A 20639-nucleotide genomic window follows, 5' to 3' on the forward strand; every position below is an offset into this window, starting at 1 on the left:
CCGCCGCTCGGCCGCCTCAGGCGCGCCGGCGGCGGAACCAGATCACTCCTGCGGCGATGGCTGCGAGCACGGCACCGCCCGCGGACGCGAGCTCGAGGTTCCACCCCGGAGGCCGGAAGGTCACCGTGATGTCCTTCCCCGCGTCCTCCTTCGACAGATCGAGCGTGAGCAGGAAGCCCAGGTCGGGGTCCGCGATCTGCCCGCCGTCGGCGGAGTAGCCGGGCCAGGCCAGGCGGCTGAACACGACGGACCCGCCGCGTTCGCCGACGGAGTCGACGTGGACGGTGACGCTCATGTCGTCTCGAGACACCAGGCTGACCTCCGCATCGCCACTGGTGCGTGCGATCCCGCCTGCACGGTCCACCGGCTCGTCACGCGTCAGCAACCAGGTGAACTCCCGGTCTTCCACCGACCACCCGGCCGGGGCGGATCCGATTCGCTCGAGCCCGTCTCCCTTGACGACGACGACGGTGTTCAGCGACATGTCATCTGCCAGGGTCTGGCCGTCCGTCTCCTCGAAGAGCGCGTCGAAGGCGTCAGGGCAGGTCCATCCGCGCAGATCGACACAGAGCTTCTCCGAGAACGCCTTGAACGGAAGCACCGTGTACACACTCGCGGCCTCCTTGCCCGTCACGTACCAGAGGTTCGCGAGGAGCGATTCCTCGTACGACCCCGGCGCTCCGAACTGCAACGAGTAGACGTCTCCGACAGTGAAGATGCCCGGATCCCAATCCGCCGCGACGTCGCGCATCGTCGACACCGACGACGGCACGTTGAAGTTGCCGAGCGGACTCGTCGGGTACTTGACGATCTGCGGCACCATCACGAGCAGCGAGGCCACGAGGAGCACCCCCGCCTTGCGCGGGCCGGACGAGACGAGCACACCGAGACGACCGCGGGCCGCGAGAAGCAGGAAGACCGCGCCCTGCAGGACGGTCGCGAGAAGGACCCATTTCCAGGAGGCCGGCTGAGCAGCCCAGGCGAGCCACCCCGACACCACGGTCAGGCCCACGGCGATCCAGGCCCTCCTCGGGTCGACGCGACGGGGCATTCCGTTCGATGCGACCACGGCGATGATCACGGCGACCGCGAGGACGACGTAGGGCATCATCCGTGCCGGGTACCGCAGCGGTCCGATGACGCTGGGGCCGACCACGAGAGCGACGCTGAAGACGAGCATGATCGCCGGGATCTTCAACGAGGCGAGCGAACGCCGCCAGGAACCGCAGAGCACGAGGAGGGGAATCAACCAGGACACGTACTGCAGCGGTACCGGAACGAGGTCGCCCCAGTATCCGCGGACGGAGCTGGTCGCCGTGGTGATGACGGAGGTGGCGAGGTCACCGAGATCCATGTTCAGGAACTGGTCGTTGAGGATGTCCGCGCTGGCCCTGGCCGTGACAGGCGACGTCAGCAGTCCCGGCAGATAGATCAACACGGCCACCAGCGCGGTGTACACGCCGACGAGAAGCACACGCGTGACGTTCACCCAGTCTCGAACGATCGCCCGCTCGACGACGATGGCGAGGAGCAGGACGGCGAGCTCGATCACGCCGAAGACGTAGCCTGCCGTGACGAGGAGGTAGGCGAAGAGGATGTACAGCCACGGGCCCATCTTGCCGTCGAGATGCCGTCGCAGCGCCCACCAGCTGAGTGCGAACATCGCGATGTTCTGCAGACCGGTCACCCAGGAGGGGGCATCCATGAAGATCGTCTGCCCACCCGTGGCCGCGATCACGCCGGCGAGGGCAGCCCACCAGGGTGCAGCACCGTATGACCTTGCCAGCAGAAAGGCTCCGGTGGCGAGCAGCAGCAGCAGCACGACCTTGACGATCGTCGTGTAGATGAGCGCGTTGTCGACGGCGTGGGTGCCGATGGCGATCAACCAGGTGAGCGGGTTGAAGATCCCCCACTGCCCCTCGGCGAGATAGTTCCCTCCCTGCCAGGAACCCGGCGAGAGCAGCGACAGATCGCCGTTCAGCAGACGGTCTCCGAGGCCGTACCACTGGCCGTACGCGCCCAGTTGCGAGTCGTCCCAGAAGAAGAAGCGCGGTGCTCGGACGACGCGGATGACGCAGATGACCGCGACCGTCAGCAGCGACGCAGCCCACCAGAACGTAGCGCTCGCGGTGACCGACGAGAGAGCCCGCCGCGGGCTTTTCGTGAGGTGGGGGGTTTCGACAGTGTTGAGCACCCTTCGAGGCTAGTCGATGCTCGCGAACAGGCCCCGCAGCCCCGGGTAGGCCGCCCCGCGTCGCGCAGAGACGCGCTGATAAGCTCGACCGGTGCCGAGAACTGATCGCCGACGCTTCCTGTCCCTGACCATAGCCGCCGCGATCACGGCGGGCTTCGCGATGGTCGTCCTGCAGCAGGCGGGCCAGATCGGCCGCGGGCGCAACCCGCTCACGGGTCTGCGCACGAACTTCTGGTACGACCAGCTCGGGTACCTCGCGATCTCGGCAGACGTCGCGAACGGACACCTCGATTCCACCGAACCGGTGTCGATGACCGGAGTCAGCCACTATCCGCGGTTCTACTACTCGATCGTCGGCGCCGTGGCTCGCGTGTTCGGCCTCCCCACCGTGACGGCATGGAATCTCACCTCCTTCGTCCTGCAGATCATGGCGGTGACCGCGATCGGGATCGTCGCCGCCGTCCTCGCCAAGCGCTGGTGGGTGGCGCTGCTCGCGCCCCTCCCCTTCTTCACCGGCACCTTCGCCTACATGCAGCAGGCCGACAGCTGGTACACGGTCCTACAGGCGCACGCGGTGCTGTGGGGCCCATACGGGGCACTGTTCTCCAACAACGGCGAGACCGCAGGGCTCTGCGTCGGTCTCATCGCGGTGTCGGCGTTGATCTGGGCGTGGTCCGGTCAGCGGCGCACGCGTACGCGCGTGATCGTCACACTCGTCGCCGCCGGCCTCGTCGGCATGCTGTCCAGCTTCCAGACATACTCGTTCCTCACCTTCACCTATCTCCTCGCGTACGGAGCAGCCATCGCCGCGATCGTGTTCGTCCGCGAACGCCGGAAGACGACGATCGTCACGGCCGTCCTGCTGGTCGCGGTGGTCTTCGTCGCCGGACCCCTCATCGCCGATCGCATCGGCCAGCTCCCGACCCTGATGTTCGGTCTGATCCCGGCGTTCCCCGGGCTCGTGAGCGCCATCGTGCGCACGCGCGGGCTCGTCGCTCTGGCGGGCACGGTCGCCGTCCTCACTGCGGCACCTCAGGTGCTCTTCACGCTGGGCGGCATGGTGTCGGGTGACCCGTTCCTCACCTACCGCGTCGCCTCGAACCACCAGCTGGGGATCGTGTCCTGGCAGGCGCTGGTCAGCGCCGCGCCCGTGCTCATCCCGCTCGTCCTCGTCCTCGTCCTCGCTTTCCGCCTCCAGGACCGACTGACGATCACCCTTGCGTCCACGGTGCTCTTCGTGCTCCCGTTCCTCTCCGTCAACGACGTCTGGGGCGCGAATGCGGAGCCGTACCGCTTCTGGATCGAGGGGCTGCTCGTCGGCGGAGTGTTCGCACTGTTCGGGTTCGCCCGGCTGTCGGCCCAGTTGACACGGGTGAGGGCGGAGGGCACCGACCGCGCGAAGAACGCGCCGGAGAAGACGATTCTCGTGGCAGCGGTCGCGGTGTCCATCGCCATCTGGGGCGTCTCGGTTCCCGACTGGATCAACTCGGTCAGGGACGGCACGATGCAGGCCTCGTGGAACCCGTCGACCGAACGGGAGTCAGCGATCACCGCGATGGCACGCGAGGGGAGCCTCGACGCGTCCACCGGGCTGCTCGTGACCGAGCGATGCGTCGACAACCGCACCGCCAAGGTGACGTCGGGCTCACCCTTCGCGTACTACCACCTGGGGATGGCGTGGCCCGCGGACAAGGATGCCATCGACGACATCATCAGCGCGCGGGACGCGGGGACCCTCGACTTCGAGGCGATGAAGTCCTCCGACACCCGGTTCGTGCTCACGGACTCCAACTGCGCCACCGATTGGGAAAGCGTCTATGCCGATCGCCTCGAGCGCGTCTCCACTGCCGACTACGGGCTGAGCGACGGCGAAGTCATCCTCGACGGCACGCAGGGAGACGGTCGGATCACGCTCTGGCGGGTCGCCGACTGAAGCCGGCGGCGCGGCGCCCCCGAGCCTGCTGAGGCCACGACCCGGCCCGGGATACGTCTGCGGGGACGCCTCGATGCGAGCGGAAGACAGGCCGGTGGACGCGAGTGCCGTCTTTCCGAGATCTTCGTCATCGGAAGGCCGGCATCCTCCCCCGCGGCCTGCGCCGCTAGCTGAGTGGGTGCCCCTGTCGGGGCACCCACTCAGGTCAGAGGGCAGCGCCCTTCGGGAGCATGGCGAGTGAGTTCGCAGAGAGAGTGAGGATCTGAGGAGACCCGGTGCCGGCCAGGGCGACGAGCTTCGCCCACGAGGTGACGTGCTTCGCCGAGCCGCCCTCGACGACATAGACGTCGCCCGAGGTAGCTGACTTCACGAAGACCCGGTCCTTCGCGCCGCCCGCTTTCAGATCGAGACGGGCGCAGGCCGCCGAGCTCAGCTGGACCACGGAGGTGGTCGGCATCACGGTCGCGGAGATCGGCCAGAGGCCTCCCGATGCCGCCAGATACGTCTGGCCCGCGCACGCGACGATCGGGCCGACATCCGGTCCCTTCGTCATGCCGCTGAACGCTTCGGCCGACAGCAGCGTGAAAGCGAGGCTCACGCCGAGATCGGCCGCGACGCCGGCCGAGGGGATCCGGAACGCGGTCTGTCCGCTGACGAACATGATGTCGGGTGAGGTGCTGAGCTTCACCACCTGTCCGTCTGCCATCGCCGGTCCGGTGGGGAATGCCGCAAGCGTCGCGGGCTGCACGGTCGCGATGCTGGGGGCCGCTCCGCCGTTGGCCTGCACGAGCAGGCTCCAGGCCAGGACCGGCCGCTGCTTGCCTGCTTCGATCACGACGACCGAGGGCGAGGCCGCGGTCTTCACCGCGAGCACGTTCCCCGCGCCGCCGATCGACGGCAGCTGCGCGCAGGTGGCCGCCCCGGCGTCCATGAGCGCGACACCGGCCGACGCCGGCGTGGCGATGGGGGCCAGGGCACCGCTCGCGACGAGGTAGCTCTGGGTGCCGCAGCGCAGCCCTGGCTTGATCGCCAGACCGCTGTCCCGGTAGCGCGACATGCTGCTGGCCGGGACCGTCACCATGGATGCCGGACCGACGCCGTACTCGGCCACCTCGGACCAGTTGCGGATCCACGCGAGCTTGTCGAAGTCGACGGTCAAATACACCTTGCTGTCGTTGTCCGCCTTGACCACGGATACCGGCGCGAAGTACGGAGCCGACTTCGTCAGTTTCGCGAATCGGTCTGCGGAGATGTACGGCGCGTACGGCGGCTTTCCCGGCGTGCTGTTGACCGCTGCGGCCGCCCTGGAGTCGAAGAGAGGCGTCGCCGTGGTCGCGGAGTCGAAACGGCCCCACGTGGACGAGCCGCGCACCTGGAAGTAGGTGCCGACCTCCGCGCCCATCGACAATCGGTTGAAGAGCGTCGACGTCACGGTCGTCGGCGCCGCACACGAGGAACCCCAGTACGCGACGAGTTCGCAGCTCGGAATGCGGTGCATCTGGCCGCCCTGGACCATGGCCATCGTCCCCGTCGCGGGGTCTCGCAGCACCGAACTGGTCGTCCCCCTCAGCGTGAAGGCGCTCAGGGTCGCGTCGCTGACGACTCGCACCGGGCCATACGCCGCGTTGAGCTCGCCGAACGACTCGAGATCGCCGATCCGCCAGCGCGACTTCTCGGAGATCAGGAAGACATCCGCACTGGAGTTGGTCTTCGCGATCGTCATGTTGGAGATCTGCGTGCTGCCGAACCAGTCGACGAAGTTCCGATAGAAGTTCCGGTTTCCGTACGCGGAGCAGCCGTCCCCGTTCCCGTAGGGGTTGTTGAGGGCGGCGGCGTTCGGCTGATACGGGGTGTAGTAGTACAGGGCGGCGGTCGCCTTGTTCGCGACGTACACCGGCGAGGTGCCACAGCCACGCTCCGGGTAGGGGCTGTAGAGGATGTTCCACGTCTTCCCCGGAGCGTAGTAGGTGAAGTAGCGACCCTCCGCATAGATCTGGAACTGTCGAGCCGCGCCGTACACCTGATTCTGGAATCCGGCGAAGCGGGGGTCGCACTTCCTGAAGTCCGGGCAGCCGTGCCCCATCGCGACCACATAGCGCCAATCGCTCGGCAAGCGGTTTGTGACGAGGCTCTGCTCTTTCTCCAGCGTCGCGAGGATGACCTGCGGGTTGATGCCGCACGAGATGGCGGTCTTGTAGATGATCCTGGCAGCCGGCTCGTTGGCCGCACCGGCATAGCCATCGCAGTACGCGTCGGCGGCCTTGGAGACCGTGCTCTGCGTGTAATCCTTCAGACAGACGTACCCGGACTGGCACGAAGGCACCTTGCTGCGCAGGAACGCGGCGATGTCCGACTCGGACATGGTCCCGGGGTTGAAGAAGACCTCGTCGGAGATGATGTTCCCCGCGTTGAACTGGCGGAGGTCCGCCGCGGGCACGATCAACGACTGCGCCGTGCGTTGAGACGCGGACTCGGCAGGAGTCGCAGCGGTCGCGACGCCCGGGGCGAGGGCGACGAGGAAGCCGGACAACACAGCCACGATGGTGACGGCGGCACGCACCCTGGGCGCACGAACGGAATCGGGTACACGCTGTCTCATGGGACCATTGTTGCGCATGTTAACGGGTGGGGCTACTGGGACTTCCGCGACGCGCCCGGACCCAGCGGACTCTCACCCGGGCTCTGACCCGATCACCACAGGTTCCGACACGCATCCCGGGCTCGCGCGCACACACCCCTCCGGGCCGGGCGAACCGCAGGTCAGCGAAGTCACAAGCCCGCTGGCGTGGATGTGGCACGATAGACGGGTGAAAGGCATTATTCTCGCGGGCGGCTCCGGTACCCGACTTCATCCGATCACCCTGGGCGTCTCCAAGCAGTTGATCCCCGTGTTCGACAAGCCGATGGTGTACTACCCGCTGTCGACGCTGATGCTCGCGGGCATCGACGAGATCCTGGTGATCACGACGCCGCACGACGCTCCGTTCTTCGAGCGCCTGCTGGGCGACGGTTCCCAGTTCGGGGTGTCGATCACGTTCGCGGTGCAGCCGTCTCCCGACGGACTCGCGCAGGCGTTCACGATCGGCGCGGATTTCATCGGCGACGACCGCGTCGCGCTCGTGCTGGGTGACAACCTGCTCTACGGCCCCGGCCTCGGCACCCAGTTGAAGCGCTACACCGAGATCGACGGCGGCGCCATCTTCGCCTACTGGGTCGCCGACCCGAAGGCGTACGGCGTCGTGGAGTTCGACGAGGAGGGCAAGGCCATCTCCCTCGAGGAGAAGCCGGCCGTCCCGAAGAGCAGCTTCGCGGTTCCGGGCCTCTACTTCTACGACAACGACGTCATCGAGATCGCGCGCAACCTGCAGCCCTCTCCCCGCGGGGAGTACGAGATCACCGACGTGAATCGCGCCTACCTCGAGCGCGGTTCGCTGCAGGTCGAGGTACTCCCGCGCGGGACGGCATGGCTCGACACCGGAACGTTCGATCAGATGACCGACGCGGCGGAGTACGTGCGGACGATTCAGCGTCGCACCGGCCTCTCGATCGGGGTTCCCGAAGAGGTCGCGTGGCGGCAGGGATTCCTCAGCGACGACGAACTCCGTCAGCGAGCCGAACCGCTCGTCAAATCCGGGTACGGCTCGTACCTTCTCGAGACACTGGAAAGAGGCCGTCGATGACTCGTCTGCTCGTCACCGGCGGAGCCGGATTCATCGGTTCGAACTTCGTTCACCATGTCGTCGAGAACACCGATGCACAGGTCACGGTGCTCGACAAGCTGACGTACGCCGGCAACACGGCTTCCCTCGAGGGGCTTCCGTCCGACCGCGTGCGACTCGTCCAGGGCGACATCGCCGACGCCGAGCTCGTCGACGGGCTCTTCGCGGAGGCGGATGCCGTCGTGCACTACGCCGCGGAGTCCCACAACGACAACTCGCTCCACGATCCGCGCCCGTTCCTCGACACGAACATCATCGGCACCTATACGCTCCTCGAGGCGGCCCGGCGCCATGAACGCCGGTTCCACCACATCTCCACCGACGAGGTGTACGGCGACCTCGAACTCGACGATCCAGAGCGATTCACCGAATCGACGCCGTACAACCCGTCGTCGCCGTACTCGTCGACCAAGGCCGGCAGCGATCTCCTCGTGCGCGCCTGGGTGCGTTCCTTCGGCGTGCAGGCGACGATCTCGAACTGCTCGAACAACTACGGCCCCTACCAGCACGTCGAGAAGTTCATTCCGCGACAGATCACGAACGTCATCCGCGGCATCCGGCCCAAGCTCTACGGAGCCGGTCAGAACGTGCGCGACTGGATCCACGCCGACGACCACTCGTCTGCCGTGCTCACGATCCTCGAGAAGGGTGAGATCGGCGAGACCTACCTGATCGGCGCAGACGGCGAGAAGGACAACAAGTCCGTCATCGAGCTGATCCTCACCGAGATGGGCCAACCTGCCGACGCCTACGACCACGTGACCGACCGCGCCGGCCACGATCTCCGGTACGCCATCGACTCCACGAAGCTTCGCACCGAGCTCGGCTGGGCGCCGAAGTTCGGTGACTTCGAGGCCGGTCTCGCCGCCACCATCGCGTGGTACCGCGAGAACGAGGATTGGTGGGCTCCGTCCAAGGACGCCACCGAGGCGTTCTACGCGGGCAAGGGACAGTAGGCGTGGACGTGGACACCGCATCTGGTGGGGGACATCGGTCGTGACTGAGTACGGAAAGACCCTGGGTTCGACAACGACTCCGATCCCGGGGCTCCTGGTCTGGGACCTCCCCGTGCACGGGGACAACCGTGGATGGTTCAAGGAGAACTGGCAGCGCGAGAAGATGGTCGCTGCCGGTCTCCCCGATTTCGGGCCCGTCCAGAACAACATCTCGTTCAACGATGAGATCGGGACGACCAGAGGGATCCACGCGGAGCCGTGGGACAAGTGGGTCTCCGTTGCGACCGGACGGGTGTTCGGGGCGTGGGTGGATCTGCGCGAGGGCCCCTCGTTCGGCGCGGTCTTCACTGCCGAGATCGATCCTTCGGTCGCGGTGTTCGTTCCGCGGGGCGTCGGGAACTCGTACCAGACCCTCGAAGTCGACACGTCCTACTGCTACCTCGTCAACGACCACTGGTCGCCGGACACCGCGTACAGCTTCCTCAACCTCGCCGACGAGACGGCAGCGATCGACTGGCCCATCGCCCTCGAGGATGCAGCCGTCAGCGACAAGGATCGCGCCCACCCGCGTCTCGCCGATGTGCGTCGCGTCGCACCGCGCAAGACTCTCGTCCTCGGCAGCAACGGACAGCTGGGCCGTGCGCTCCGCGACCTGCTGAGCGACAGGACGGATGTCGAGTTCACCGACCGGACCACGTTGGATCTGCTCGACCCGGAGCTATATCGTGCGCGTGAGTGGAGCGAGTACTCGACGGTGATCAACGCGGCCGCGTACACCGCGGTCGATCATGCGGAGACGCCGTCCGGACGACGGACGGCATGGGCGGCGAATGTGGACGGCGTCCGCCGCATCGCCGAGATCGCCAGGGCGCATCGGCTCACTCTGGTGCACGTGTCCAGTGACTACGTGTTCGACGGCACCAACGACGATGCGTACGCCGAAGGCGATGCGATCGCTCCGCTCGGCGTCTACGGCATGACGAAGGCGGCCGGAGAGACGGCAGCTGTGGTCGCGCCACGGCACTACATCGTCCGGACCAGTTGGGTGGTCGGAGACGGCGACAACTTCGTCAAGACGATGGCATCGCTCGCACGGCGCGGGATCGACCCCCGCGTCGTGGATGATCAGCGCGGTCGTCTGACCTTCGCTGACGAACTCGCTCGCGGAATCCTCCACCTGATCGAGTCGGCTCCGGCCTATGGAATCTACAATCTGACCGGCGCCGGCGATCCGCAGACCTGGGCCGACATCGCCCGCTCCGTCTTCGAGCTGACGGACAGTGATCCGACACGCATCACCGGCGTCACCACGGAGGAATACTACGAGGGGGCGGCACAGCCGGTCTCTCCGCGACCGAGCAACAGCGTGCTGGATCTCGCGAAGATCCGTGCCACAGGCTTCGTGCCGGCTGACATGCGCGCGTCGCTCGAAGCGTACCTCGCAGAGCTGGCTGAGTAGTACGGCTCCTCTTGGGTGGCGCATACGCGGCACCCAAGAGGACCTGTTCAGTGCGGGGTGTTCTCCGGGTACTCGATCTTCGGATTGAACGTGATCCCCCGCAGCCACTTGGCAAGCAGTTTGGCGCGCAGATCGAGAGCCACCCGTCCGCGGTGCAGACTCACGAACAGGCGGGCACCGAACTCGAGGTACTGCAGCAGCCCACGGTGGTGCAGCTGCCAGGAGGCCTCGTTGCGCACGCCGTAGGCGAACTTCCAGAGGCTCTTCCGATCGACCATCGCGAAGTTGACACCGCGATTGTCACCCATGTCGTGGACGACCTTGCTGTCGAGCACCTGCACTCCGGGGCAGCGGTTCGTGAGGCGCAGGGTGTATTCGCGGTCGTCGAACCAGATGAAGTACTCCGAGTACGGGAGCCCGTACTCGGCGATCGCCCACCGCGGAATGAGCACCGACACGAAAGAGCATGCCGTGACCATGACGTTCTGCTGACCTTTGACGAGGAGACGACCCCAGTCCCACGTCGGCACGGGATTGTTCATCTCGCAGATGCTGCCGTCGGTGAACTCCACGACGGAGCATGCGAAGGGCACGTCTCCCCCGAGCTCTGCGACGGCTCCATCGAAACCGGCGATCAGAGCGGAGAGCGCCTCCGGCCGCGGGTAGCAGTCATCGTCCATGATCCACACGTGGTCCGCACCGGAGGCGTAGCCGCGGCGCATCCCCTCGGAGAAGCCACCCGCCCCGCCCGAGTTCCGGGTCATCGTGACGACCTCGAACGGGACCGCCAGCTCGAGCTCGGCCAGGTAGTCTGCCGTGCCGTCGGTGGAGGCGTTGTCGATGACGAACAGCGTCTCGACCGGATGCGTCTGCGCCGCGACCGAGGCCAGCACCGTCTTCAGCTTCTCCAGTCGGTTGAAAGTCACCACGACTGCTGCGACGCTCACCACGAGCTCACCTCTTCCTTGAACCACGAACTCGCGGACGGCTGCGACAGCAGCTTCTTCTCTGCTTTGCGTTCTTTGCGCCACAGCGCTTCTCTCGCCGTCTCGTCATCGATCAGCGGAGCGACCAGTTCTGCGAGTCGACGGGATCCGCGATGCGCATAGCGTGGGGCGAGCGCCGCCGCGGGGATGACATCGCGCTGCGCACCGACGTCGGTCGAGACGACGGGAACACCGTGAGTGATCGCTTCGAGCGTCGTGAGGGTGAGTCCCTCGTTGTGCGATGAGACGACGAGGACGTGCGCCTCGTCGAGAGTCTCCGTCACCGGAGTCGCCGAAGTGCGGCGCACGATGTCGGCCGTCATGCCTTCGGCGGCGATGACGTCGTCCACCCAGCCGGCGAGCTCCCCATCGCCGTGCATGATGAAGCGGAGCCGGAATCCCTGACGCTTGAGGCGAGCGGCCATCGCGACGAAGACCTCCGGAGCCTTCTGCCGAGCCATCCTCCCGATGAACGCCACGGTGAACGGCTCGCCCTCGACGCGTGGTCGGAACACCGCGTCCTTGGGTTCGACCGTCAGTCCTCCGAGCGGAGCCATCACGACCCGGTCGGCGGGGACCCCCTGCACCTCGATCATCCACCGCGCGAGACTCGGCGAGATGACATGGTGTGTGGAAATCGCGTTCGCCGCGATCGCGCTGCTGAGCGGGTACCCGCCACCGGTGTACTCGACGATGTGCGTGCTGTCGAGGATCGGAATCCCCGGACGGGACGCCGCGATCCACGCCAGGCGGTCGTAGAGCCACTGATTGTGGTGAACGACGACACCGCGGACGTCGAACGTGCGCAGCAACGCGCGAAGAAGCTGCTCGATCCCCGGGGTCTGCGAATCCACGGTGGGCTCGGAGAACGGGATCACGAGTGCTCCGTCGAGTTCGGCTCGCGTGATCCAGGGCTGGTGCGATGCGCGGTTCGACAAGACGATGGGAAGGAATCCCGCTTCGCGGACCAGTCTGACGGCCTCGAAGGCCCAGATCTCCGCGCCGCCGAGCTGGAACCAGTGCAATCCCAGGATGACGGCCTTCGTCGCCCCCTCGGGTGCCCGCGCGGCCGGGACGATGACATCGTCCTCATGAGCGCCGCCGGGCAGGAACTCGGCCTCGTACGTCCGCGGAATCACCGGCGTGTTCAGACGCCGTCGGTGCCGAAGCAGCGCCAGGTCGCGGAGGTCGTCGTAGATGAGCGGGGCTCGTGCTTTGACCCGCCGGGCAAGACCACCGATGAGCCCACGGCGCGGCGGCTGGTAGGGGTCGTGGCTGAGAACCGCGTCGGACGAGACGTGGAGGTGACGCGTCGTGGATTCCACCAGTGCGGTGGAAAGGGCTTCGGAGGCCTCGACAGCACGGGTCTCGGACGCGACCGTGCTGGTGATCTCGAACGATTCGAGGCGGTGACGGTTGAACCGCGACATCCCGTCGAACGTGCTGTCATCGGTCAGGCGAGGGAAGGTCTCGGGCGTGCCGTCGTACAGGTGGACGCGAAGCGTGCGCCCTGGAGCCATCAGGGAATGGAAGTTGAGCGCTCCCACCAGCAGGCGTCGCTCGCGTTCGGACAATCCGGCACCGGTGTTCTCATCGGCGAACCGGAAGAGCGCAGGCTGATCGAGAGCTTGAAGAACTGTCACGGATACTGGTTGCTTTCGGATCGACGGAGGCACGAGGCTTTTCACCCTACCAGCGGGGTGCACGCGCTCCCTGGGGATCGCTGTCAGCGTCGGTGACGCACCGCGTTCATCGTCCTGCCAGGCAGCGAGGACGGTCACTCGTATGATTGTCTGCGGTGCGCGCGAGACGGTCGGCGCATACGGAAGGTGGATCCGCGGTGCAACAGGCTCGCACGCTCGAGGCGCAGAGGTTGACGACCCCCGGCGCGAATCGAGGACTTCTCGAAGTCTTCCGACAGCGCTATCTCCTCTCGCTCATCGTGCGGAAGGAAGTGCAGATCAGGTACCGGGGCTCGATCTTCGGCTGGCTCTGGTCGTACGTGAAGCCGCTCGTCCAGTTCGTCGTCTTCTTCGTCGCCATCGGCGTCTTCCTCGGTCTGAACGATCGAGTCGAGTTCTTCCCGATCTATCTGCTGTCGGGGATCACGGTCGTCACCTTCTTCAACGAGGCCTTCTCGAACGGCACCCGCTCCCTCGTCGACAATGCGGCGCTCATCAAGAAGATCTATCTCCCCCGTGAGATGTTCCCCGTCGCGAGCATGATGATCGCTGCCGTCAACACGGTTCCGCAGATCATCGTCGTCGTGGGGATCTCCCTCTTCTTCGGGTGGGCGCCCTCCCTGGCGTCGGTGGCCGCGATCGTGCTCTCGCTGGTGATCATCGCCGTGCTGGCGAGTGGTCTCGGGCTGTTCTTCGGCGCGATCAACGTCACGTTCCGCGACGCGCAGAGCTTCGTCGAGATCATCGTCATGGTCGCGATCTGGGCGTCGCCCGTCATGTACGAGTGGACGCAGGTGGCCAGCGTCGCACCGGAGTGGCTCTTCGTGCTCTACCGACTGAACCCGATCACGGCGGCCGTCGAGCTGTTCCACTACGGCATCTGGTTCCCCCTCGGCCCCGACAACGCCTCCCCACTCCCCGACCTCTGGATGTACGGGCTGATCGCCCTCGTGACGTCTCTCGCCGCGCTGGTGATCGGCCAGCTCGTCTTCCGCCGACTGGAGGGCCGTTTTGCCCAAGATCTCTGAGCCTCTGACCCAGACGCTCCCCCGCGTCGTGATCGACGACGTGCACAAGACTTTCAAGCTTCGTCACACGCATTCGATCAAGGAGACAGCCCTCGCTGCCATCCGCCGCAAGCCGCTCACGACGAACTTCCACGCGCTCGACGGAGTGTCGTTCGAGATCGGCGAGGGCGAGTCGGTCGCACTCCTCGGCTTCAACGGCTCCGGCAAATCCACCATGCTCAAGCTGATCTCCGGAGTGCTCGAGCCCGACACCGGCACCGCCCTCACGCGTGGTCGAGTAGCCGGACTCATCGAGGTCGGCGCCGGGTTCCACCCCGATCTCTCCGGCAGGGAGAACATCTTCCTGAATGCCGCGATTCTCGGCATGAGCAAGAAGGAGACCGAGGCTCGCTACGACGAGATCGTCGCCTTCAGCGAGATCGAGAAGTTCATCGACACCGAGGTCAAGCACTACTCCTCCGGGATGTTCCTGCGCCTGGCCTTCTCCGTGGCGATCCACACCGAGATGGATGTGCTCCTCATCGACGAGATCCTCTCGGTGGGCGACGAGCCTTTCCAGAAGAAGTGCCTCGCCCGCGTCCGAGAGCTGCACGCGCAGGGGAAGACCCTCGTCGTCGTGAGCCACGACCTCAACATGGTGTCGAATCTCTGCGAGCGCGGCATCCTGCTCAAGGGCGGGAAGGTACACTTCGACGGTCCGAGCAAAGACGCCGTCGAACTGATGCGAGCCTGATTCAGAGGTCCGCGTGCAGTCCCCAGAGGCGTTCGGCTGAACTCGCCCAGGAGAAGGCTCGCGACCGATCGGACGCGAGCACCTTGAGGCGTTCGGCGGATCCGCCTGCCGCATCCTCGACCGCCTCCGCGATCGCATCGACGGGGACGATCCGCCCGCCGTCGGCGATGACATCACGATGCGAACCGCTGTCGACGGCGACGACCGGCAGTCCCAGCGTCATCGCCTCCACGGCACGCCAGGGCCATCCTGCCGTGGCGTCGGCGGCCACATACACGGAGGCACCCTCGAGGACACCAGCACGGTCTTCGGCCGAGAGGGCACCTCGCACATGCACACGGCGCTCCGGGAGTCCCGAGGCGGAGGCCGCCTCCACGTAGCGGGGCTCGGATCCCTCCGGTGCATCGATGACGATGGCATCGAGACCGGCCGCCACCGCTCCGCGGAAGCCTTCCGCCGCTTCGGCGACAGACCCTGTGAGCACCAGGTACCCGCTGGTCGGCGACAGTGCATCGCGGGGAGCGGCACCCTCGGCGGCACCGCCGAAACCCTGCGGCGGGGCACCTGCGATCACGCGGATGCGGTCGCCGAGCTTCGCGATCTCGGTGAGTCTCTCGGCAACGGCATGAGAGGGCACCACCACGGCGTCGGCGTGTCTCACGGCACGTCTGAGCATGCCGCGCTGCCACGCGACGTTCCCCTTGGACAACTGCTCCGGAGCGTCCCAGGCACGCAGATCCCACACCGTGACGGTCGTCTGATCGTTGTCGTGCAGCCGGTCGTGTCTGACGAGCGGCGCCATCAGGGTCGGCGAGTGGATGAGCCCTCCGCCGACACCGGGGGCGATGCCGAGCTGCCAGGCCGCGGCGAGCTCACGCCGGCCCATGGCGAGCGTGCGCACGTCGGCGATCCCCGCCACCGGCACGGAAGCACCTGCGGGGACGATCGCATCGACCGCGCATCCCGACGGCGCTGTGGCGACCAGACCGCCGACCAGCCCGACCGCTGCCTCGGCGTGGTCGGGATCGACGACGCTCGCGAGCTGATCCAGAACAACGCGTAGCCGAGCACCCATGGCCCCAGGCTATCCTCGCCATACCTCTCCCCCGCGGAGCACACAGCCGGAGACGCGCGAATGTCAGCGTTCGCACAGTTTCCGCCCACCACGGCAGCAGAGGTTCGTGCTTGAATGCTCGAGTGAGCGATGGTCGACTTCCCGTCCGACGCCGATGGATCGGGTGGACCGTCGGCGTTCTTCTGTCCCTTCTGGTCGTCGCGATCGGCTGGGTCGCCATCCGAGGGTTCGGCGCGGTGAGTGATCTTCAGCAGGTGGCCAAAGGCAGCGCGCAGCTGAAGGCGGCGATCGCGGCCGGTGACCTCGACGCAGCCAAGCCCCTCGCCAGGAGCATCGCGCACAATGCGGACTCCGCGCACGACCTCACCTCCGACCCGGTCTGGCACGCTTTCGGCGCACTGCCATGGGTCGGCCCCAACTTCAGTGCCGTCAGCGACATCGCCGAGATCGCCGACGACGTGTCATCCGACGCGCTGACGCCGCTCCTCGACGTGGCGGCGGACTTCGATCTGGCGAGCCTCGGCTTCACCGGCGGCTCCATCGACCTCGCACCGTTCGCAGAGATCGCGGGCCCACTGGGAACCGCCGAGACCGCGCTCACGGCCGCGCAGCAGCAGGCACGTCGCATCGACGCCGATGCGACGCTCCCCCCGCTGGCCGATGCCATCCGCACGATGCGTTCCTCCGTCACCGAAGCCGCGACGGTGGTCGGCTCACTGCACGGTGCTGCCGTGCTGCTGCCGACCATGCTCGGCGGCGAAGGCCCCCGTACCTACGTGCTCGCGATGCAGAACAATGCGGAACTGCGCTCCTCGGGCGGAATCATCGGGGCGATCGCGCTGCTGCACGCCGAGAACGGAAGGATCACCCTCCAGACTCAGGCATCGACTCGCGACTTCCCCCCGCTCGACACGGCCCTGCCGCTCAGCGACTCGACGACCGCCCTGTTCGAGGACCGTCCAGGTCGCTATCTGCAGAACATCACGAGCATCCCGGACTTCCGCGAAGCAGGTGCCGCGATCGCCACCCGGTGGCAGGGCCGATTCGGCGGAACCGTCGACGGTGTCGTCGCCGTCGACGCGGTCGTGGCGAAGCACCTGCTCGCTGCCACCGGCGACCTCACGTTCGGACCTTTCACGGCGAGCTCCGACAACGTCACCGACATCCTTCTCTCGCAGATCTACGCCGCGGTCCCCGACCCCGCGGTGCAGGATGAGATCTTCGCGCAGGCCGCAGGGGCGTTGTTCGGCGCTGCGCTCTCCGGCGCAGAGCCACGAGCTCTGCTGGGAGCACTCGCGGACTCCGCGGCAGAAGGACGCATCCGCATCTGGAGTGCTCACGAAGATGAGGAGGCCGTGCTCGCCGACTCCGACCTCGGCGGCACGATCCCCGCGGACACCGGCGATGCGACCTACGTCGGCGTGCTGATGAACGACACGACCGGCGGGAAGATGGACTACTACACCAGGGCGTCCCTCTCGACGTCGGTCGGCACCTGCCAGGGCCAGCCGACGACCCAGGTGCGCGTGACGTGGACCAACACCGCGCCCGCCGACGCCGCCACCTCGCTGCCCACCTACGTCACAGCCGACGGCTTCTACGGCGTGCCCGCCGGCACGGTGCGGACCCTGATCGCCGTGTACGGCCCGGAAGGAGCGACGCCTTCGCACATCGATCGTGACGGAGCGGAAGAGGGCGTTCAGACCACGATGATCGACGACCGCTCGGCGGTTCAGCACGAGGTGTCACTCGCGCCTGGCGAGTCGACGACGATCACCGTCGAGTTCCAGGGCACGGGTGCAGGGCAGAGACTCACCGAGGTGCTGCACACCCCCCTCATCGACACCCCCGAGACGACACGGGAACCGCTGCGATGCGCTTCGTGACTTTCGCCGCCCGATAGGGTATCGTCGACTCACTGGGGAATATCTGGCGTCTGTCATCCTGCCGTGGGGGCAGGAAGACGCCACGCAGTTGGATGCAGGGGTGTGTCCAAAGGCGATTCCGCGTGAAATTCTGGGGAGAAATCATGCTGAAGAAACTGGCTGCCATCAGCCTTGCCGCCGGCGCGCTCGTCTTCGTCGCGCCAACCGTGGCCACCGCTGCGCCGACTGCACCTGTCGCGTCGTCCGATTCCTATCCGACGCCTCCCGGCGCCAAGGTCGGCGACCCCATCATCGACATCTGCGAAGCGTCGACGATCGTGTTCGGTCCCGGCTACTTCGTTCCGTCCGAGAACGTCAACGTGGCGGTGTCCGGCTACAACGCCGCGAAGGCTGCGATCTCGGGCAACACCGCGGCCGCTGACGGGAGCATGACGCTCACGTTCCGCCCGCCGTCCGACGGCGAAGGCTCCTACGCGGTCGCCTTCAACGGCTCGCGCTCGTACACCGCGACCATCACCGTGTCGCACGGACACGATGCCGCGGCCAGCTGCGACCACGATCCCGGCGTCGCGGCTGCGGGCTCCGAGCTTCCCCTCACCGGGGGCGGCATCGAGCTGGCCCTGACCGGTGGAGACGTGTCGCCGTGGATCCTCGGCGGCGGAGCAGCAGCTCTGGTGGCCGGCGGAGCCCTCGTCGCAGTGGGAGCCTCGCGTCGCAAGCGCGCCTAGGTCCGGCTGCCGCCTCGTGCGGTGGTCGACTGGACGACGGTGATCCCTCCCCCTCCGATCACCGTCGTCTGGTGCATCCGGCGGAAAATCGCCGGAAGCCCACGGCTGTCCTCCTCCGGGAGGTGGCCGTGGGCTTTGTCGCGCGTGCGCTCAGGAGCGCCGGTGCCGACGGTGCCCGGGTACACGGCTTCGCCCTGGCCGTCGTGGGAAGTCCAGCACGCCTCGCCCGGGACTCTCGATCAGGGCTCGGGCGTCGGCGTCGCCGTCGGGGGGTGCAGCTTCTGCTGGATCATGTCGCGGATGAACGCGTAGTCCGGCTGGTGCTCGTCGACGCCCGAATCGGGCGTGAGCTCGATCGTGGTGACCGGCTGCTCCTTCGCCTTCAGCATCAGGTCGAAGAACTCGGGCAGCTTGTCGGAGGGAAGGTCGGTGCTGATCAACGCCGTACCCGCCGCCGCCACTTCGTTGAAACGTGTGAGCACCGTCTGCGGGGTGAACTGCGCGAGGATGGCCGCCTGCAGTTCCCGCTGACGCTTCATCCGATCCCAGTCGCTGGTGGTGTACCGCGAGCGGGCGTACCACTGCGCCGTGTCGCCGTCCATGCGCTGCTTGCCGGGCTCGATCCACCCGATGGCCCACTCGTTCACATCGCTGCCCGTCCACCCCTCGGGCGGACCGCCCTTGGGCAGGCGCTCCGTGACGTTGATCTCGACCCCACCCAGCGCGTCGACGAGCTCAGCGAACCCGTGCATGTCGACGAACACGTAGTACGGGATCTCGATCCCGAGGACTCCCTCTGCGGCGTCCTTCGTGGCCTCGATGCCCGGTTCCGAGCCTTTGGCGACGGCGTCGGGGTAGAGCCCCTTGCCGCCGTCCTCCCGGCAGACCTCTGCGGCGTTGCGTACGTGGTTCATCCACCCGTTCCAACCGCAGGTCGAGGAGCCATGCCCCTCGAAACCGTCGGGATACAGCTCCTGCATCGGGCTGCCGTCGCTGAACGGTGCGTTCGGGAGTTCTCGCGGGATGCCGGTGATCGTCACGGCACCGGTGTCGGCATTCACCGAGACCACAGAGATGCTGTCGAAGCGCATCGAGTCACGACCGTCGCCGCTGTCCGCTCCGAGGAGGAGGATGTTGTAATAGCCGTCGCTGGGTGCGACGCTGGGACCGCTCTGACCGAAGATCGATCCGATGGTGTTGCGGACGGACCCCACGGCCGTGGCCGCATAAGCTGCCCCGCCGCCCACGAGTCCCAGGAGGACCAGCGCGACGACCGGGATTGCGAGCCGGGACGCGGTGGGCAGCTTGACGAGCCTCACCATGCGCAACGTGTCGAACGTCAGCACCACCCAGAGCACGACGTAGCCGACGAGCAGCGCCTGCACGAGTGTCAGGACCACGGTGGAGAAGAATCCCCCACCGATCGTGAGCCACAGCAGGACGGGACGGGCGAACAGGGCGAGCGCCATCGTGACGATCGCGAGGAACCAGGCGAGAAGGGTGGCGCCGAGCCCGAATCGACCGAGTCGCCGATTGCCCGCGACGACCTGCGCCGAGCCCGGCACCAGGAGGTTCATCACGAGCAGCCACCAGCCGCGCTTGGTCATCACGCCGGGGTCGGCGGAGTCCGGGTGCCGTAGCGGCCGGGTCTCGATGAGCGGGCGCTGTGATGCGCGCGGAGGCGCAAGGGTCACAGCGAGCCCTTCAACCGTTCGTTCTTCTCCTCGACCTGCGCCTCGAGGTCGCGGGCATACTGTTCGACGCGATCCGCGAGCGCGACATCCGAGGTCCCGAGGATGCGTGCGGCGAGCAGACCGGCGTTGCGGGCTCCGCCGATGGAGACCGTCGCCACCGGGATACCTGCGGGCATCTGCACGATGGACAGGAGCGAGTCCATGCCGTCGAGGAAGGCGAGCGGCACCGGCACTCCCACCACGGGTAGCGGCGTCATCGAAGCGAGCATCCCGGGAAGGTGAGCAGCTCCCCCGGCACCGGCGATGATGACGCGGATGCCGCGGGAGCGTGCGTCGCGCGCGTACGACATGAGCTTGTCGGGGGTCCGGTGCGCCGACACCACCTCGACCTCGTGCGGTACTCCGAAGTCCGTGAGGGCCTGAGATGCGTCGCTCATCACGCGCCAGTCGGAGTCGGATCCCATCACGACGCCGACGAGAGGTGCGGCGGAGGAGTGCAGTGGCTCAGTCACCAGATCAGGGTACGGTCTGGTGCTGTGAGATTCCCCGAACGGCACACCTCTGGT

15 protein-coding genes are annotated in these 20639 nt (G+C 66.9%); 8 read left to right on the plus strand and 7 right to left on the minus strand.

Going from position 1 to position 20639, the window contains the following annotated elements:
• Positions 1-16: 16 nt before the first annotated feature.
• Positions 17-2194: a hypothetical protein gene (locus tag FFS56_RS02140; protein ID WP_127012362.1), complete on the minus strand. Its 2178-nt coding sequence runs from the start codon at positions 2192-2194 to the stop codon at positions 17-19.
• A gap of 91 nt (positions 2195-2285) precedes the next feature.
• On the opposite strand from FFS56_RS02140, the gene FFS56_RS02145 reads away from it, so the two are divergent.
• Entirely contained in the window at positions 2286-4127 is a 1842-nt protein-coding gene (locus FFS56_RS02145) for a hypothetical protein (RefSeq protein ID WP_046749522.1), read from the plus strand.
• Between the two features lie 205 nt (positions 4128-4332).
• On the opposite strand, the gene FFS56_RS02150 is transcribed toward FFS56_RS02145, so the two are convergent.
• Positions 4333-6726: a hypothetical protein gene (locus FFS56_RS02150; protein ID WP_127012363.1), complete on the minus strand. Its 2394-nt coding sequence runs from the start codon at positions 6724-6726 to the stop codon at positions 4333-4335.
• 208 nt (positions 6727-6934) lie between these two features.
• Here FFS56_RS02150 and rfbA point away from each other — a divergent pair, with 208 nt between their 5' ends.
• From rfbA to FFS56_RS02165, 3 genes are read left to right on the plus strand one after another with little or no spacing between them, the layout of a single operon-like run.
• Positions 6935-7807 carry a glucose-1-phosphate thymidylyltransferase RfbA gene (gene rfbA, locus FFS56_RS02155; RefSeq protein ID WP_046749523.1) on the plus strand — a complete coding sequence of 291 codons (873 nt, stop codon included), beginning with the start codon at positions 6935-6937 and terminating at the stop codon, positions 7805-7807.
• Entirely contained in the window at positions 7804-8802 is a 999-nt protein-coding gene (rfbB, locus tag FFS56_RS02160; protein WP_046749524.1) for a dTDP-glucose 4,6-dehydratase, read from the plus strand. Before rfbA ends, rfbB begins: the two co-directional genes overlap by 4 nt.
• A 40-nt stretch (positions 8803-8842) precedes the next feature.
• The gene (locus FFS56_RS02165; RefSeq protein WP_046749525.1) at positions 8843-10261 is read left to right on the plus strand and encodes a bifunctional dTDP-4-dehydrorhamnose 3,5-epimerase family protein/NAD(P)-dependent oxidoreductase; all 1419 of its coding nucleotides are present in this window, start codon (positions 8843-8845) and stop codon (positions 10259-10261) included.
• 47 nt (positions 10262-10308) lie between these two features.
• Here FFS56_RS02165 and FFS56_RS02170 read toward each other — a convergent pair whose 3' ends face one another.
• Both FFS56_RS02170 and FFS56_RS02175 read right to left on the minus strand, forming a co-directional pair.
• Positions 10309-11208 carry a glycosyltransferase family 2 protein gene (locus tag FFS56_RS02170; RefSeq protein ID WP_231589746.1) on the minus strand — a complete coding sequence of 300 codons (900 nt, stop codon included), beginning with the start codon at positions 11206-11208 and terminating at the stop codon, positions 10309-10311.
• The gene (locus FFS56_RS02175) at positions 11205-12890 is read right to left on the minus strand and encodes a glycosyltransferase (RefSeq protein ID WP_127012364.1); all 1686 of its coding nucleotides are present in this window, start codon (positions 12888-12890) and stop codon (positions 11205-11207) included. The genes FFS56_RS02170 and FFS56_RS02175 overlap by 4 nt, the downstream gene beginning before the upstream one ends.
• A 197-nt stretch (positions 12891-13087) precedes the next feature.
• Between FFS56_RS02175 and FFS56_RS02180 the strand changes: the two genes are divergently transcribed.
• Together FFS56_RS02180 and FFS56_RS02185 are read left to right on the plus strand one after the other, a co-directional pair.
• Positions 13088-13957, plus strand: coding sequence for an ABC transporter permease (locus FFS56_RS02180; RefSeq protein ID WP_046749527.1), 870 nt, complete (start codon positions 13088-13090; stop codon positions 13955-13957).
• Positions 13941-14690 (plus strand): ABC transporter ATP-binding protein, encoded by a 750-nt coding sequence (locus FFS56_RS02185; protein ID WP_046749528.1) that lies wholly within the window; start codon positions 13941-13943, stop codon positions 14688-14690. Before FFS56_RS02180 ends, FFS56_RS02185 begins: the two co-directional genes overlap by 17 nt.
• Before the next feature lies 1 nt (position 14691).
• On the opposite strand, the gene FFS56_RS02190 is transcribed toward FFS56_RS02185, so the two are convergent.
• A complete protein-coding gene (locus tag FFS56_RS02190) occupies positions 14692-15765 on the minus strand; it encodes a glycosyltransferase (RefSeq protein ID WP_127012365.1) in 1074 nt (357 codons plus the stop codon).
• Between the two features lie 122 nt (positions 15766-15887).
• Between FFS56_RS02190 and FFS56_RS02195 the strand changes: the two genes are divergently transcribed.
• Together FFS56_RS02195 and FFS56_RS02200 are read left to right on the plus strand one after the other, a co-directional pair.
• Complete coding sequence (locus FFS56_RS02195) at positions 15888-17651, plus strand: DUF4012 domain-containing protein (RefSeq protein WP_127012369.1); 1764 nt, start codon at positions 15888-15890, stop codon at positions 17649-17651.
• A 143-nt stretch (positions 17652-17794) separates the two neighbouring features.
• Positions 17795-18379, plus strand: a complete 585-nt coding sequence (locus FFS56_RS02200; protein ID WP_046749531.1) for a hypothetical protein — start codon at positions 17795-17797, stop codon at positions 18377-18379.
• A gap of 239 nt (positions 18380-18618) precedes the next feature.
• Here FFS56_RS02200 and FFS56_RS02205 read toward each other — a convergent pair whose 3' ends face one another.
• Together FFS56_RS02205 and purE are read right to left on the minus strand one after the other, a co-directional pair.
• On the minus strand, positions 18619-20073 hold the full coding sequence (locus FFS56_RS02205; protein WP_046749533.1) for an LCP family protein: 1455 nt from the start codon (positions 20071-20073) through the stop codon (positions 18619-18621).
• Positions 20070-20537: a 5-(carboxyamino)imidazole ribonucleotide mutase gene (gene purE, locus FFS56_RS02210; RefSeq protein ID WP_046749831.1), complete on the minus strand. Its 468-nt coding sequence runs from the start codon at positions 20535-20537 to the stop codon at positions 20070-20072. The genes FFS56_RS02205 and purE overlap by 4 nt, the downstream gene beginning before the upstream one ends.
• Between the last annotated feature and the right edge of the window lie 102 nt (positions 20538-20639).

The organism is Microbacterium sp. Beta, from assembly GCF_005502545.1.
GTDB classification, from domain to species: Bacteria; Actinomycetota; Actinomycetes; order Actinomycetales; family Microbacteriaceae; genus Microbacterium; species Microbacterium oxydans.

Bases quoted from the DNA above. Each gene is read 5' to 3' on its own strand.
- FFS56_RS02150 (WP_127012363.1), bottom strand. From the start codon at position 6,726: ATGAGACAGCGTGTACCCGATTCCGTTCGTGCGCCCAGGGTGCGTGCC.
- rfbB (WP_046749524.1), top strand. From the start codon at position 7,804: ATGACTCGTCTGCTCGTCACCGGCGGAGCCGGATTCATCGGTTCGAAC.
- FFS56_RS02190 (WP_127012365.1), bottom strand. From the start codon at position 15,765: ATGGGTGCTCGGCTACGCGTTGTTCTGGATCAGCTCGCGAGCGTCGTC.
- FFS56_RS02200 (WP_046749531.1), top strand. From the start codon at position 17,795: ATGCTGAAGAAACTGGCTGCCATCAGCCTTGCCGCCGGCGCGCTCGTC.
- purE (WP_046749831.1), bottom strand. From the start codon at position 20,537: ATGGGATCCGACTCCGACTGGCGCGTGATGAGCGACGCATCTCAGGCC.